The sequence below is a fragment of the Jejuibacter sp. L23 genome (assembly GCF_050815825.1).
GTDB classification, from domain to species: Bacteria; Pseudomonadota; Gammaproteobacteria; order Enterobacterales; family Enterobacteriaceae; genus Jejubacter; species Jejubacter calystegiae.
Genome location: NZ_CP138199.1, coordinates 1135079 through 1150505, shown reverse-complemented (window position 1 = coordinate 1150505; position 15427 = coordinate 1135079). Strand labels below are relative to the sequence as shown.

The window sequence follows — 15427 nt, the reverse complement described above, 5'->3', positions numbered from 1 at the left end:
TCCTGAATCACAGATTAATAACGGGTAGAAAAACGGTAACCAGTGCCGCGTACCGTCTGAACCATGCGATCGTGGCCGCTGTTTTCCAGCACCTTACGCAGGCGACGAATATGCACATCCACCGTTCTGTCCTCGACGTACACATTGGTGCCCCAAACCTGATTCAGAAGCTGCTCGCGGCTGTAGACCCGCTCGGGGTGCGTCATAAAGAAGTGCAGAAGCTTAAATTCGGTAGGACCCATATCGAGCGGACGCTCGCCGTTCATCACCCGGTGAGAAGTGGGATCGAGGCTTAGCCCTTCAATTTCGATAGGCTCTTCTACCGCCATGGGCGAAATGCGTCGCATCACGGCCTTAATTCGCGCCACCAGCTCTTTTGGAGAGAAGGGTTTGGTGATGTAGTCATCGGCGCCGGTTTCCAGTCCGCGCACCCGGTCTTCTTCTTCACCCCGGGCGGTGAGCATCACTACCGGAATATCCCGGGTCATCGGCTGGCGCTTCAGGTGCTTAATCAACTGAAGCCCGGAACCGCCAGGCAGCATCCAGTCCAGCAGGATCAAGTCAGGCCAGGGTTCGTTAAGTCGTGCCACAGCGGCATCGTAATCTTCCGCTTCAAGCGGCAGGAAACCATTCTGCTCAAGTACGAAACAGACCATTTCACGGATTGGAGCCTCATCTTCTACCACCAGAATACGTCGCGCCATCATTCGCCCTGTCTGATTTTTTCTTGCCCTCGTCGCGAGGGTGCGGGTTGCCATTTTGTAATGTGCGCCATTATGCGTCACTTTTATGACAGATTTATGAAAAACATGACCCTTTAATGACGCGCTCATTCCAGGATACCGTCACAGAAGAGGCGCACTGGCTTCCAGGTTGTTTATAATCCCCCTCACGCTTTTTTGCCACCGGAACCGGGATTATGCGGATCATTCACACCTCTGACTGGCACCTCGGCCAGAATTTCTATACCAAAAGCCGGGCTGCCGAACATCAGGCCTTTCTCGACTGGCTGCTGGCACAGGCCGAACATCACCAGGCGGACGCCATTATTGTGGCGGGGGATATTTTCGATACCGGTTCGCCGCCCAGCTACGCCCGCGAGCTGTATAACCGCTTTGTGGTCAGATTGCAGCAGACCGGCTGCGCGCTCTATATTCTGGCGGGCAACCATGATTCGGTAGCCACCCTGAACGAGTCCCGGGAACTGTTGGCCTGTCTGAACACCTGCGTGGTGGCGACCCCCACCGATGAACCGCTGGAGATCATAAGCCGCGACGGCACGCCCGGCGCCATTCTGTGTCCCATCCCTTTTTTGCGACCGCGGGATCTGCTGCAGAGCCAGGCGGGGCAGGATGGCCGCGACAAACAGCTCTCGTTGCTGGAGGCTATCAGCCAGCACTATCAACATGTTCACGAGAAGGCACTGGCGCTACGCGGCCAGCGCGATTTGCCCATTATCGCCACCGGCCATCTGACCGCCGTCGGCGTCACCACCAGCGATTCGGTACGCGATATCTATATCGGCAGCCTGGACGCCTTTCCTGCCCAGAATTTTCCGCCTGCCGACTACATCGCCCTGGGCCATATCCACCGCCCCCAGAGCGTGGGCGGCATGGCACACGTGCGTTACAGCGGATCTCCCATTGCCCTGAGCTTTGACGAAACCGGCAAAGAGAAGAGCGTCAGTCTGGTCAGCTTTGAAGACGCCGCCCTTACCGAAATCAAAGCACTACCGGTGCCCGTCACCCAACCGCTGGCGCTAATCAAGGGCTCGCTGGCAGAGATTGAACAGCAGCTCAGCATCTGGCGCGACGCTCCTGAACAACCGGTCACCTGGCTGGATATTGAAGTCACCACCGACGAATACCTGCACGATATGCAGCGCCACATCCGCCAGTTGACGGAAGATCTGCCGCTGGAGGTGATACTGATTCGCCGCAGCCGCGAACAGCGCCAGCGGGCTATCGATAACCAGCATAAAGAAACCCTGAGCGAACTGAGCGTGGACGATGTCTTTAGTCGCCGCCTGGCGCAGGAAGGGCTGGAGCCTGAACGGGAAGCGCGGCTGCGCCTGTTGTTTGGTCAAATCCAGGAAGCCCTGCATCAGGAGGATGAAGCATGAAAATTTTAACCCTGCGCCTGCGCAATCTGAACTCACTGCGCGGCGAATGGAAAATTGATTTCAGCGCCGAGCCCTTCGTCAGCAACGGCCTGTTTGCCATTACCGGCCCCACCGGCGCCGGGAAGACCACCCTTCTGGATGCCATCTGCCTGGCGCTGTATCACAAAACGCCGCGCCTGAGCAGTATCTCCCAGACCCAGAATGAGCTGATGACCCGGGACTGCGCCGACTGTCTGGCAGAGGTGGAATTTGAAGTACGGGGCGTGGCGTATCGCGCCTTCTGGAGCCAGAACCGCGCCCGGGGTCTGGCAGACGGCAAGCTCCAGGCCCCCAGAGTGGAGCTGGCGCGCTGCGACAGCGGCGAAATTCTGGCGGATAAAGTCAAAGACAAACTGGATCTCCAGGAGCAGCTTTCCGGGCTGGACTATGACCGTTTCACTAAATCGATGCTGCTTTCCCAGGGGCAGTTCGCCGCCTTCCTGAATGCCGATGCCAATACCCGCGCGGCGCTGCTTGAAGAGCTGACCGGCACCGAAATCTATGGCCGCCTGTCGGCCCGGGTCTTTGAGCAACATCGCCAGGCAAAGAGCGAACTGGAACAACTGGAAGCCCAGGCGGGCGGCGTCACTCTGCTCGATGAAGCCCAACGGCAGCAGTTGAATCAGGGTTTGCAGGCGCTCACTGACGAGGAAAAAAAACTGACCGGCGAGCAGCAGCAGTGCCAGCGCCATCATCAGTGGCTACAGCAGTTGCATCAGCGTCGCCAGCGCCGGGAACAGGCGCAACAGGCCCTGAACCAGGCCCGCCAGGCGCTGGAACAGGCTGGCCCCGATCTGGCCCGCCTGGCACGAGCGCAGCCCGCCGCCCGCCTTCAGCCCTTGTGGCAGCAGCGCCAGCAGCAGACGCAAATGCTGGCGACCACCCAACAGCAACAGCAACAGATAACGGCGCAGCTTCAGGCGCAACTGACACGTCGTCGTCAGATTCGCAGCGGCGCCCAACGCCAGGCTGAGGATATCCGCCTGCGCCACAGAACGCTGGAAAACTGGCTAAGCGAGCACTCACATTTTTCCCGATGGCGCGATGAACTGGCAGGCTGGCGCGCTGCTTTTAGTCAGAGGCGGAGGGAGCAGCAGCAGCTAACCGCCCTTGCCCACACCCTGAGCGAACTCGATGCGCGCCTGAGCCAGCTTCCCACGGCGGGCGCAGACGATAGCCATGCTCAGGTTAGTGAGCGTTTACAAAAAATGGCGGTGGAACGCCCGCTGCGTAACCGTCTGGCGCTGCTCCACTCACGCTTTGCGCCGCTGGCTCAGCGCCAGCATGAGCAACAGCAGGAACTCCAGACTCTGATAGCCCGCCTCACCGAACAGGAAAAGACGCTGGAACAACGGCGCACCGATTTCCGCCACAAAAAACAGCTGGTGGAAGAGGTGCAGAAGATCTGCGCCCTGGAACAAACTATCGTCAGACTTCAGGACGAGCGCGCCCGGCTACAACCGGAACAACCCTGCCCGCTGTGCGGCTCCACCCAACATCCCGCAGTGGAACGCTATCAGTCCCTGGAGCCCGGAGAAAATCAGCAGCGTCTGGCGCAACTGGAGCGCGAAAAAAACGCCCTGGCGGAACAGGGCGCGGCCCTGCGCGGCCAACTGGAAGCCTGGCAGCAGCGCCGCACCCAACTGGAAGCCGACGGCAAACGGCTGGCGGAAGAGCAGAACGAGCAAGAGAAGACGTGGCGTCAGCTCAATAGCGAACTCGGCACCGATTTTGCGCCAGGTCAGCCCATTAGCGACTGGCTGGAACAACAGGAGCAGGAAGAACAACGGCTGCGTTCGCTGCTGCAACGCATTGAACTGGAAACCCAGCATAAGACGGCTCAGGCCCAACGTCAGTCGCTGATTCAGGAGCAGGAGCGCCAGCAGCAGTCAATTCAACAGAGCCTGGCGGCGCTGAACCTTAGCTGGCCCGACATCGACCAGGAGGCCGCCTGGCTGGAAGCGCGTGAAGCGGAAAACCGCCAGTGGCAACAGCATCAGGAGCAGCTTCCTCAGCTTCAGACCCAGCTACAACGCATGGAGCAGGTACTCACTACCCTGCCCCAGGAGGATGACGCCACCGGGGATGACCCCGCTCAGGTGCCGGACGACTGGCATAAAATCCACGACGATTGCCTGTCGCTGGCAGGCAGAAGCCAGAGCCTGGCCCGGCAGGAAGCAGAGGAGCGTCAGCGCCTGGAAACCGCCAGCCGCGACTTCAACCAGCGGCTTGAGGCCAGCGATTTTGCCGACGAAGCCGCGTTCCTCGCCGCCCGACTGGACGACGAGAGCCTGCAGGCGCTGGAACAGCGTAAAATCGCGCTGGAGCGGGAGAATCATCAACAGCAAACGCTGCTGGATGAAGCCGAACGCGCGCTGCGCGACAGCCATGAACAGCGCCCGGAACAAGCCAGCGATGAGGATAACCCGGCGCTGCTCGCCCAACGGCTGGAGGCGCTGGCTGGCCAGTTACGCGCTAACGCTGCCCGCCAGGGCGAACTGCGCCAGCAACTGCGTCACGATGACGAAAACCGCCAGCGGCGCCAGAGCCTGACGGCACAGATCGCTGCGGCTCAGCAGACGCTGGAAGAGTGGAGCCACCTGAATCATCTGGTGGGTTCCCGTGAAGGGGATAAATTCCGCCGCTTTGCCCAGGGACTAACGCTGGATAATCTGGTCTGGCTGGCGAATCGCCAGTTAACCCGCCTTTATGGCCGCTACCTGCTCCAGCGCAAAGAGAGCGATTCGCTGGAGCTGGAGGTAGTGGACACCTGGCAGGGCGAAGCGGTACGCGATACCCGCACGCTATCGGGCGGGGAAAGCTTTCTGGTAAGCCTGGCGCTGGCCCTGGCGCTCTCCGACCTGGTCAGTCACCGCACCCGTATCGATTCGCTGTTCCTTGACGAAGGGTTCGGTACCCTGGATGCCCGCACCCTCGATATCGCCCTCGACGCGCTGGATGCCCTGAACGCCAGCGGCAAAACCATTGGGGTGATCAGCCACGTCGAAGCCATGAAAGAGCGTATTCCGGTGCAGGTTAGAGTCAGAAAGATTAACGGGCTGGGCATCAGCCGTCTGGAGAGTCAGTTTGCCGTGAAGTAGCGGCGCTCGCAGGCGCCGCCGCATGCTCAACCGTTAAGCGGCCACAGCCAGGCGGCGCCGCGTACACCGCTGGAGTCGCCGTGCTGCGCCTGCAGCACCGGGGTTTCGCACTCGCCGCCAAACACCCAGGATTTCATCAACTGCGGCACCGTGCGATACAAACGTGCCACGTTGCTCATGCCGCCGCCCAGAACAATGACGTCCGGGTCGAGAATGTTCACCACATGCGCCAGCGACTTTGCCAGCCGCTGTTCATAGCGCTGAATCGCAAGAGAAGCCGTGGCGTCCCCCTGCTCCGCCAGGGTCATCACTTCGGCACCGCGCAGCGCGCTGCCACTCAGGCGATGATAGTCTCTGGCAAACCCGGTGCCGGAGATAAAGGTTTCGATGCAGCCCCCTTTCCCGCAGTAGCACGGGACCTCATCGCGGTAACGCAGTTCATCATTATCCATCCACGGTAGCGGATTATGGCCCCACTCCCCGGCCACCGCATTGCGACCATCATGACAGCGCCCGTTCAGGGCCAGCCCCGCACCGCAGCCGGTGCCGATAATCACCGCAAAAACGCACGCTGCCCCTGCGGCCGCACCGTCCACCGCTTCGGAGACTGCCAGACAGTTCGCATCGTTGGCGACTCTGACTTCGCGCCCCAGACGCCGGGCCAGATCCTTATCGAAAGGCTGCCCGATAAGCCAGGTGGAGTTGGCGTTTTTCATCACACCGGTGGCTGGCGAAATCGCGCCGGGAATACCGACGCCAACGCTGCCGCGCTCGCCGGTTTGCTCTTCCGCCATCGCCACCAGGGTGGCGATGGTCTCAATGGTTTGGGAATAGTCGTCACGTGGCGTAGGCAGACGGTGACGATAGAGCTGACGCCCGTCATCGGCCAGCGCGATGACCTCTGTTTTGGTTCCCCCGAGATCGATACCGATACGCACGGTGGGTCTCCTTAAATCGTTATATATCAGGATAATCAATAGAATAGAGCGGCGCCTCCGGAAAGACAATGAAACCCGCGCGTCAATTCGCTATCATGCCCGCTGCGTTTGGCTTATCAAGGTTATCGATCATGCTGTGGTTCAAAAATGTAATGGTTTACCGTCTCAGCCGCGACATCAGTCTGCAACCCGAAGAGATGGAAAAACAGCTGGCGCTCTTCAGCTTCACCCCCTGCGGGAGCCAGGATATGGCAAAAACCGGCTGGGTGCCACCGATGGGGCCACAGAGCGATGCGCTAACCCATGCCGTTAACGGGCAGATTATGGTTTGCGCCCGTAAAGAAGAGAAGATCCTACCGTCGCCGGTGGTCAAACAGGCGCTGGATTCAAAGATTCGCAAACTGGAAGCGGATCAGGGCCGCAAACTAAAGAAGACTGAAAAAGATTCTTTAAAAGATGAGGTGCTGCACGATCTGCTGCCCCGTGCCTTTAGCCGCTTCAGTCAGACCATGATGTGGATCGACAGCGTTAACGGGCTGATTTATGTGGACTGCGCCAGCGCCAAAAAAGCGGAAGATACGCTGGCCCTGCTGCGTAAAAGCCTGGGCTCTCTGCCGGTGGTTCCAGTATCGATGGAAAACCCCATTGAGCTGACCCTGACCGAATGGGTACGCGGCGGCAGCGTTCCTCAGGGCTTCCAGCTACTGGATGAAGCGGAACTCAAAGCGCTACTGGAAGACGGCGGCGTGATTCGCGCCAAAAAGCAGGATCTGGTGAGTGACGAGATCGCGGTACATATCGAAGCGGGCAAGGTCGTGACTAAACTGGCGCTCGACTGGCAGCAGCGGATCCAGTTTGTTATCTGTGATGATGGCTCCCTCAAGCGCCTGAAGTTCTGCGACGAGCTGCGCGATCAGAATGACGATATCGACAGAGAAGATGTGGCGCTGCGTTTCGATGCTGACTTTACCCTGATGACCGGCGAGCTGACAGCGCTGGTTGAAAGTCTGGTGGAAGGACTGGGCGGCGAAGCCCAGAAGTAACGCCTTTTTCCCCTCACCCGATTGGGGAGAGGGGATTTAACGCTATAGCAGCGGCGGAATAGTGGGAACCTGGGGGGCGTTATCAATATCTTCCTGGGTCATCCGGAACGCCTCCGGATAGTGTTCCCGGCTGGTACGACGCAGCGGTTCGGTATTACGCCAGGTGTACAGGCAGTGCTGACACTGATACACCGTCCAGACGCCCTTCACCGGGGAAAGCGCCATTACCTCAATGTGCTCATCGGCACAGCGTGGACAAATCATCGGTTACCTCCTTCAGTTTGTTTAGCGACGCTCCGCCAGCATGGCGGTCAGTTTTTCTACCCAGATCCCCGTTTCCGGCAGATCTTTTACCGGCTGGCTGTAGTGGCCGCGAGTATCCGGCGCAACCGGCGTAGTGGCGTCGATGATCAACTTGTCGGTGATCCCCGCCGGACTTGAACCGGGATCCAGCTCCAGCACCGACATATTCGGCAACTGCACCAGATCGCCTGCCGGATTCACCTTGGACGACAGCGCCCACATCACCTGCGGCAGGTTAAAGGGATCGACATCCTCATCCACCATAATCACCATCTTCACATAGCCCAGACCATGCGGCGTGGTCATGGCGCGCAGACCAACGGCCCGGGCGAAACCGCCGTAGCGTTTCTTCGTGGAAATAATCGCCAGCAGCCCGTGGGTATACATCGCGTTCACCGCCTGAACCTCAGGGAACTCCGCCTTCAACTGCTGATACAGCGGTACGCAGGTCGCCGGTCCCATCAGGTAATCGATCTCGGTCCAGGGCATGCCCAGGTAAAGGGATTCAAAGATCGGTTTGGTCCGGTAACTGACTTTATCGATACGTACCACGGTCATATTACGGCCGCCGGAGTAGTGGCCGGTAAACTCGCCAAAAGGCCCTTCGATCTCGCGCTTGCGCCCTTCGATCACCCCTTCCAGGATCACCTCCGATCCCCAGGGCACATCAAAGCCCGTCAGCGGCGCAGTGGAGATCGGATAGCTACTGCCACGCAGCGCGCCGGCCATCTCATATTCCGACTGGTCGTAACGCAGCGGCGTGGCGCCCATCAGGGTGATAATGGGATCGTTCCCCAGGGTGATCGCCACCGGTAGATCTTCGCCACGCTCTTCCGCCTTATGCAGATGGAGAGCGATATCGTGCATCGGCACCGGCTGCAGGCCAAGCTTACGCTTGCCCTTGACCTCCATGCGGTAGATCCCGACATTCTGCTTACCAAAGTTATCCGGATCGCACGGATCCCGGGAAACTACGCAGGATTTATCCAGATAGAAACCGCCATCGCCGTCATTCAGGCGGAACAGCGGCAGAATATCGAACAGGTTGATCGCATCACCATCCACGCTGTTTTCTGCCCAGGGTGGGTTGTCGCGACGTTCCGGTGCTACCGGGAAGTCATCCCAGCGTTTGATAAAAGTATCGATCTGCTCTTTTACCGGGGTACCGGGAGGCAGACCGATAGAGATAGCGTGATTCTGCCAGGAGCCAATGGTGTTCATTACTACCCGGGCATCGGTAAACCCTTCAATATTGTCGAACCACAGGGCGGGCGCCCCTTCGCCAATACGCCCGGTGGCGTTGGCGGCGGCGGCGATATCTGGTTCCGCTTTCACCTGCTCGTCGATGTGCAGAAGTTGCCCCTGCTCATCCAGCGCCTGCAAAAAGCCACGTAAATCATCAAAAGCCATGCTATTCCTCCTCATAAGCAGATTGCGCCTGCTGTTGCGCGTGGCGTAATCCCTGCCAACGCCGGGCCTGTGGGTATTCAAGGCCAAACTGATCCAGTATCCGGGTCACAATATGGCGGGTTACGTCATCGATAGTCTGTGGATGGTTGTAATAAGCCGGCATGGGGGGAACCATTGCCACGCCCATACGGGAAAGCGCCAGCATATTCTCCAGATGGATGGTGCTGAGCGGCGTCTCCCGGGGCACCAGAACCAACTTGCGCCCCTCTTTCAACACCACGTCAGCCGCCCGCCCGACCAGTCCTTCTGCATATCCGGCGCGGATACCGGCCAGCGTCTTCATACTGCAGGGAATAATGATCATGCCATCGGTGCGGAAGGAGCCGGATGAGATAGTGGCGGCCTGATCGGCAGGGCTATGGGTCACATCGGCTAAGGCGGCGATGTCATGGGCCTGCCAGGGCGTCTCCAGTTCAATCGTGGTTTTTGCCCACTTCGACATGACCAGGTGCGTTTCTACCTGCGGTAACGCTTTCAGCGCCTGCAACAGCGCCACACCCAGCGGGGCCCCCGTAGCCCCCGTCATACCGACAATCAATCTCATAGCGTCTCCTGATCATTTTGTTCGTATGCGAACGTTTTATTTACAGTGCCACGATGAGTGATGTCAGGCAATACCCCCAGGAAAAATGCGCACAAAACATCAACGCAGCAGGACAACCTTACGAGAGGGCGTAGATGGAAAACAACTAATCACCTGAGAAGGATTTCCAGAAAATCAGACAAGTCGAACCGTAATTTCCCCTGGATGACTGACTCTATTATTTTTTTCAGCCACGATGACAACAGGATAATCAAATGAAAAAATAGAATTTCGAACATTAGGTTCACCAGAAAAAGCATTAAATAACGGAACCAAAACCCAATCGCCACCAGACAACCTTAAGCAAAAACTCAATGACAATATCAACGGAAAACCAACCCTCCCCCGAACCCGGGCTTACGGCATTCATCAATTAAGTTTTTTCCCCAGTACAGTTATGATGAGCAGGCAGACAAACCGTCATGGAGCCCACAACATGCAGCAGTTAAGAGACGAAGCCTTCCACCTTTTGCGCCAGCTTTTCCAGCGTCATACCGCACGCTGGCAGCAGGTGCTTCCGGAAATCACCAAGCCACAGTACGCCGTTATGCGCTCCGTTGCCGAAAATCCCGGTATTGAACAGGTGGCGTTGATTGACGTCGCCGTCAGCACCAAGGCAACCCTGGCAGAAATGCTGAGCCGTATGGAGGCCCGGGGCCTGGTGCGCAGGGAAAGCGACCCAGGGGATAAAAGGCGCCGTTTTATCTGGCTGACGGAAGAAGGCGAAAAATTGCTTCAGCAGTCCCAGCCAAAGGGCACAATGGTGGATGAGGAGTTTCTAAACAAATTAACACCAAAACAGCAAGAAATGTTTTCCCAACTGATCGTCAGAATGATTAATAAATAATCAAAAAATGCTGTCCTCTTTGCAAAACTTGAAAAAAAAAAACTAAATTTGCGAAACGCACACATTTTCATAAACTGCGTTGGGCATAATAGGAAAAGTCTTAACAAGGAGGGTATCAGGGATGAGAAGAGATCATTTTTCTGCAAGCGTCATCAATCAAATACTTCACTGGATTGATGATCATATTCACGAAAAAATTACGCTTGAGGATCTGTCGCGCATTGCCGGCTATTCCAAGTGGCACTTGCAAAGAATGTTCTACGAGCAGATGTCGGTCACCGCAGCCAGCTATATTCGCCATGATAAGCTGCACCGCTCCATTCGCGATCTGAAATTTGGCGACTGCAGCATTATCGAAATTGCCGAAAAGTACAGTTTCAGCTCGCAGCAGTCCTATACCCGTACCTTTAAGCATGTGCTGACCTGTACGCCGTCCCAGTGTCGCGCCAGGAGAAATCATTTGTTTAATGGACTGGAAGGCGAAGCGCTATGCAAGGCCTGCCATCAATTGTATGACTGATAAGTGACCACGGCAGACGGGCTTCGGCCCGTTCCGGGCTATACGACCAGATGAACGGGCCGCCCCGGATTCGGAGCGGCATGGTTCGGAGGACGGGATTAGTGCGTAGCGAAATCAATTACCATACGGCCTTTGATTTTCCCCTGCTCCATTTCTTCAAAAATGGCGTTAATATCAGCAACCGGACGTTTAGTAACTTTCGGTACCACCTTACCTTCCGCAGCAAACTGGAATGCCTCTTCCAGGTCTTTACGGGTACCGACCAGCGAACCTACCACCTGAATGCCATCCAGTACCAGACGCGGAATGTTCAGATCCATTGATTCCGGCGGTAGGCCAACGGCCACTACGCGGCCACCAGCGCGTACTGCATCGACCGCTGAGTTGAAGGCCGCCCTGGCCACCGCGGTCACAACCGCAGCATGGGCGCCGCCCACTTTTTCCTGAATGATCTTCGCCGCATCTTCATTGCGGGAGTTGATGGTGATATCAGCCCCCATCTCTTTAGCGAAAGCCAGTTGGGCGTCATTCACGTCGATGGCAATCACCTTCGCATTAAAGACATTTTTAGCGTACTGCAGCGCCAGGTTACCCAGACCTCCCAGACCATAAATGGCAATCCACTGGCCGGGATGAATATGGGAGATTTTCACGGCTTTATAGGTCGTTACCCCGGCACAGGTAATGCTGCTGGCCGCGGCGGGATCCAGACCATCCGGCACTTTCACGGCATAGTCGGCCTTCACGATACACTCTTCGGCCATACCGCCATCCACGGTGTAGCCCGCGTTTTTGACTGAACGACACAGGGTTTCGTTACCGGTGTTACAGTATTCGCAGTGACCGCAGCCCTCGTAAAACCAGGCCACGCTCGCCCGATCGCCAGGCTTCAGGGAAGTGACGCCTGGCCCGACTTTCTCGACAACCCCAACCCCTTCATGGCCCAGGATAACCCCTGTCTTATCACCGAAATCACCATTTTTAACATGCAGGTCGGTATGACAAACACCGCAGCATTCCATCTTCAGCAACGCTTCACCATGCTCAAGAGAGCGCAATGTTTTGTCCACTACCTCAACGCTATGATCTTTGGTTACCACGGCAGCTTTCATTTTGATTCCTTTTATCAGTGAAATACTCTACCCACAAAGTAGGACTCAAAACGATATTTTGCAATACGCGTTGGAAATCGCTGAACCGTTTTATCTGAAGGGCGATAATCGCAAAACCCTGGTGAAAAAAATCGGGTAACATAGAACCAATGTCCAGATAAATTCACCCAGAACAGAGTTGGTGCTATGTCCAGTTTTTCATTAATCAATCGTCCGCGTCGCCTGCGTCAGACCCCGGCGATGCGTGCGCTGTTCGAAGAGACAACCCTTTCCCTGAACGACCTGGTGCTGCCAATCTTCGTCGAAGAAGGCGCCGATGACTACACCCCCATCGAAGCGATGCCGGGCGTGGTACGTATTCCGGAAAAACGCCTGGCGTTTGAAGTTGAACGCTTTGCCAAAGCGGGCATTCGCTCCATCATGACCTTCGGTATCTCTCACCATACTGACGAAACCGGTAGCGATACCTGGAATGAAAACGGTCTGGTGGCGCGCATGTCACGCATTGCCAAAGACGCGGTCCCGGAAATGATCGTGATGTCCGATACCTGCTTCTGCGAATACACTACCCACGGCCACTGCGGCGTGCTGTGCGATCGCGGCGTAGATAACGACACGACCCTGGCAAACCTGGGCCGTCAGGCGGTCACCGCCGCCCGGGCCGGTGCCGATTTCATTGCTCCTTCGGCGGCCATGGATGGGCAGGTGCAGGCGATCCGCGCCGCGCTGGACGCCGAAGGTTTCACCGACACGGCGATCATGTCTTATTCCACCAAGTTCGCCTCATCGTTCTACGGTCCGTTCCGCGAAGCCGCTGGCTCAGCGCTGAAAGGCGATCGTAAGACCTATCAGATGAATCCGATGAACCGCCGCGAGGCGATTCGCGAGTCGCTGCTGGATGAAGCACAGGGCGCAGACTGTCTGATGGTGAAACCGGCGGGCCCTTACCTGGATATTCTGCGCGATATCCGCGAGCGCACCGACCTGCCGCTGGCGGCTTATCAGGTGAGTGGCGAATATGCGATGATTAAATTCGCCGCGCAGGCGGGCGCCATCGACGAACGTAACGTGGTACTGGAAAGCCTGGGCGCTATTAAGCGCGCCGGCGCCGACCTGATCATGAGCTACTTCGCCCTCGATCTGGCCGAACAGAAGGTACTGTAGGCTTTCCCCCATGCCCAGGCGGGCATGGGGTTCAATTACGGCTTGCTGTCATAAGCATAGTGATGGTACAGGCCGTATTCATAGAATTCTCCCCTACGCAGCCGCGTGGCATTCAGAATCGCCCCGTTCACCTCGATGTTATTTTGCTCCAGACGTCGTAGGCTGGTTTCCAGCTCCGCCCGGGTGGTGATTTCAAATCGGGCCACCATAAGCGTACTGCCGACGTGGCGACCAATAATCAGCGCATCATAAACCGCCAGAACCGGCGGCGTATCCAGAATCACCAGATCGTACTGTGCCGATACCTCCGCCAGTAGCGCCGAAAAACGTTCGCTCATCAGCCATTCCTGTACGCCATTTCCACCTTTGCCGCAGGTCAGCACGCAGAGCCCCGGCACCACACTCTGTAAAATGGTCTGACTCGCTGACGTCTCGCCCCGTAATATCTCTCCCAGCCCGGATACATTGCCGCAGCCCAGTTGCTGGTGCACATCGCCGCGCCGCAAATCACAATCGATCAACAGGACACGCTGACCGCCCAGGGCGAATACCGTGGCCAGATTAACGCTAACAAAGGTTTTCCCCAGTTCCGGTGTGGGGCCGGTCACCATCAGAATATTGTTGCGTGCCTCTATCAGCGCAAAGTGCAGACTGGTCCGCAGGCTCCGGAAAGATTCCGCCGCCAGAGAGTCTGGCTGATTCAGCGCCAGCGGCCCGGCCAATGCCAGCATATATCGACGTCGTCTGAGAAAGCCGAGCGTTCTGGTTAATGTCTGGCACCAGGGAATACTGGCGTAGACCAGAAGATCCATAGACTCCAGTTCGCGCACGTTATGCAGGCCATTACGGAAAGCGCTTTTGAGCAACGCCACACCGCAGCCCAACACGGCCCCCAGAATCAAAAACAGCGCTAAAATCAGCGCTTTTCTGGGCGCTACCGGGCGGCTTTCCGTCGCGGCCAAATCGATAATCCGCACATAACCCACGATGCTGGCCTTATTGATACGCAGCTCCTGTTGCTTATTAAGTAACTGGGTGTAGATAAGCTGCGCCGACTCCATATCCCGGGTCAGGCGTAACACCTCCTGCTGGGTACCCGGCATAGAGGAGACGCGCTGATTCAGCTTGCGGCGCTCCTCCGTTAATCTCCGCCGCTTCTCAACCAGTGCCTGATAGGCCGGATGCTCATGGGTATACAACTTGGACAGTTCAGCCTCTTTAAACGCCAGATCGTTGAGTCCGGTCTCAACGGTCACCATACTGTCCAGCATGCTTTTCGCTTCCAGCGACAGATCCACCGAGTCATTCTGGCTACGGAAGTGATTTAGCCGCTCTTCCGCCTGATTTAGTTTTTCCTGAACCTTCGGCAGTTGCTCATCGACAAACAGCAGACTCCTTCCCACCTCTTCCGAACGCCAGGCAATATGCTGGCGCTGGTAGTTGTGCACCAGACTATTCAGAACATCACGGATATACGCCGGATCGCTCCCCCGATAGGTCAGCTTCAGTATGCCAGTACCTTTGCCCTGCTCCTGCACGTTGAAATTCTGAAGTACCCGCTCAATAGCCGTCTGCAGGGGCAACTTACGCAGGGTAAAGATTGTGCCCGGAGCAGCATCCATTGCCTTAACGGTCAGTCGCATATCGGCAAAGCGTAATGGTTTTCCCTGCATGCCCTGTAGCGGCTCTCCCTGGCTGGGAGTAACGCGATATCCTCCACCATCAAGCACCTCCAGTTTCGCCACACGCTCTTCCAGCAGATCCTTCGGCGTGCACCAGAGCAGTTCCAGCTTTTCCGGCGCCGACTGAAACAGGCGTGAAGCCATGGCGCCGACCAGCGGAAAAGCATCGGGTGTCACCATCGTATCCAGGCCCAGCTCTGTCACCGTTTTTCCCAGCACCATACGCGAACGAATGATTTCCGCTTCGGTACTGGACTGTGGGCCGCTGTCGGGTAGCAGTTCAGAGAACCCGGCCAGCAGATTAACCCCACTACTTTTATCCACCTGAACCAGCGCACTGGCCTGCCATACCGGCGTCTGCACCAGGACCCACAGCACGCCCGCCAGAAAGGTAGCCAGCATAATCCCCAGAATCATCGCTTTATGATCCAGCAATGAAAAGAGAAGCCGGATGAGATCCACCTCTTCGCCTTTACCGCCCTGTCCGCTTTTCTGTTCCATGA

Annotated in this window: 13 protein-coding genes; 6 read left to right on the top strand and 7 right to left on the bottom strand. The window is 57.1% G+C overall.

Annotation, left to right across the window (positions count from 1 at the left end; all coding sequences use genetic code 11):
• Nucleotides 1-14: 14 nt before the first annotated feature.
• Nucleotides 15-704 carry a phosphate response regulator transcription factor PhoB gene (gene phoB / locus SCU88_RS05290; RefSeq protein ID WP_138099163.1) on the bottom strand — a complete coding sequence of 230 codons (690 nt, stop codon included), beginning with the start codon at nt 702-704 and terminating at the stop codon, nt 15-17.
• A 215-nt stretch (nt 705-919) separates the two neighbouring features.
• Here phoB and sbcD point away from each other — a divergent pair, with 215 nt between their 5' ends.
• Both sbcD and sbcC read left to right on the top strand, forming a co-directional pair.
• Nucleotides 920-2122 carry an exonuclease subunit SbcD gene (gene sbcD, locus SCU88_RS05285; RefSeq protein ID WP_138095976.1) on the top strand — a complete coding sequence of 401 codons (1203 nt, stop codon included), beginning with the start codon at nt 920-922 and terminating at the stop codon, nt 2120-2122.
• Complete coding sequence (gene sbcC, locus SCU88_RS05280; RefSeq protein WP_175339370.1) at nt 2119-5262, top strand: exonuclease subunit SbcC; 3144 nt, start codon at nt 2119-2121, stop codon at nt 5260-5262. The genes sbcD and sbcC overlap by 4 nt, the downstream gene beginning before the upstream one ends.
• Nucleotides 5263-5288: 26 nt before the next feature.
• Here the strand turns inward: sbcC and mak are convergent, their stop codons facing one another.
• Nucleotides 5289-6200 (bottom strand): fructokinase, encoded by a 912-nt coding sequence (gene mak / locus SCU88_RS05275; RefSeq protein ID WP_175339369.1) that lies wholly within the window; start codon nt 6198-6200, stop codon nt 5289-5291.
• A gap of 131 nt (nt 6201-6331) precedes the next feature.
• On the opposite strand from mak, the gene rdgC reads away from it, so the two are divergent.
• Nucleotides 6332-7243 carry a recombination-associated protein RdgC gene (gene rdgC, locus SCU88_RS05270; protein ID WP_175339368.1) on the top strand — a complete coding sequence of 304 codons (912 nt, stop codon included), beginning with the start codon at nt 6332-6334 and terminating at the stop codon, nt 7241-7243.
• Nucleotides 7244-7285: 42 nt separating this feature from the next.
• Here the strand turns inward: rdgC and SCU88_RS05265 are convergent, their stop codons facing one another.
• The 3 genes from SCU88_RS05265 to SCU88_RS05255 are packed head-to-tail and all read right to left on the bottom strand — an operon-like array spanning nt 7286 to nt 9560.
• Complete coding sequence (locus SCU88_RS05265; protein WP_138095972.1) at nt 7286-7507, bottom strand: non-oxidative hydroxyarylic acid decarboxylases subunit D; 222 nt, start codon at nt 7505-7507, stop codon at nt 7286-7288.
• A 21-nt stretch (nt 7508-7528) separates the two neighbouring features.
• Entirely contained in the window at nt 7529-8956 is a 1428-nt protein-coding gene (locus tag SCU88_RS05260) for a non-oxidative hydroxyarylic acid decarboxylases subunit C (protein ID WP_175339367.1), read from the bottom strand.
• A 1-nt stretch (nt 8957) separates the two neighbouring features.
• On the bottom strand, nt 8958-9560 hold the full coding sequence (locus SCU88_RS05255) for a non-oxidative hydroxyarylic acid decarboxylases subunit B (RefSeq protein ID WP_175339366.1): 603 nt from the start codon (nt 9558-9560) through the stop codon (nt 8958-8960).
• Between the two features lie 475 nt (nt 9561-10035).
• Between SCU88_RS05255 and SCU88_RS05250 the strand changes: the two genes are divergently transcribed.
• Both SCU88_RS05250 and SCU88_RS05245 read left to right on the top strand, forming a co-directional pair.
• On the top strand, nt 10036-10446 hold the full coding sequence (locus SCU88_RS05250) for a MarR family transcriptional regulator (RefSeq protein WP_175339365.1): 411 nt from the start codon (nt 10036-10038) through the stop codon (nt 10444-10446).
• Between the two features lie 121 nt (nt 10447-10567).
• A complete protein-coding gene (locus SCU88_RS05245; protein WP_175339364.1) occupies nt 10568-10966 on the top strand; it encodes a helix-turn-helix domain-containing protein in 399 nt (132 codons plus the stop codon).
• A 98-nt stretch (nt 10967-11064) separates the two neighbouring features.
• On the opposite strand, the gene adhP is transcribed toward SCU88_RS05245, so the two are convergent.
• Nucleotides 11065-12078, bottom strand: a complete 1014-nt coding sequence (gene adhP / locus SCU88_RS05240) for an alcohol dehydrogenase AdhP (RefSeq protein WP_175339363.1) — start codon at nt 12076-12078, stop codon at nt 11065-11067.
• A 186-nt stretch (nt 12079-12264) separates the two neighbouring features.
• Between adhP and hemB the strand changes: the two genes are divergently transcribed.
• Nucleotides 12265-13242 (top strand): porphobilinogen synthase, encoded by a 978-nt coding sequence (gene hemB, locus SCU88_RS05235; protein ID WP_175339362.1) that lies wholly within the window; start codon nt 12265-12267, stop codon nt 13240-13242.
• Nucleotides 13243-13277: 35 nt separating this feature from the next.
• Here the strand turns inward: hemB and SCU88_RS05230 are convergent, their stop codons facing one another.
• Nucleotides 13278-15425 (bottom strand): polysaccharide biosynthesis tyrosine autokinase, encoded by a 2148-nt coding sequence (locus SCU88_RS05230; RefSeq protein ID WP_175339361.1) that lies wholly within the window; start codon nt 15423-15425, stop codon nt 13278-13280.
• Nucleotides 15426-15427 lie beyond the last annotated feature (2 nt).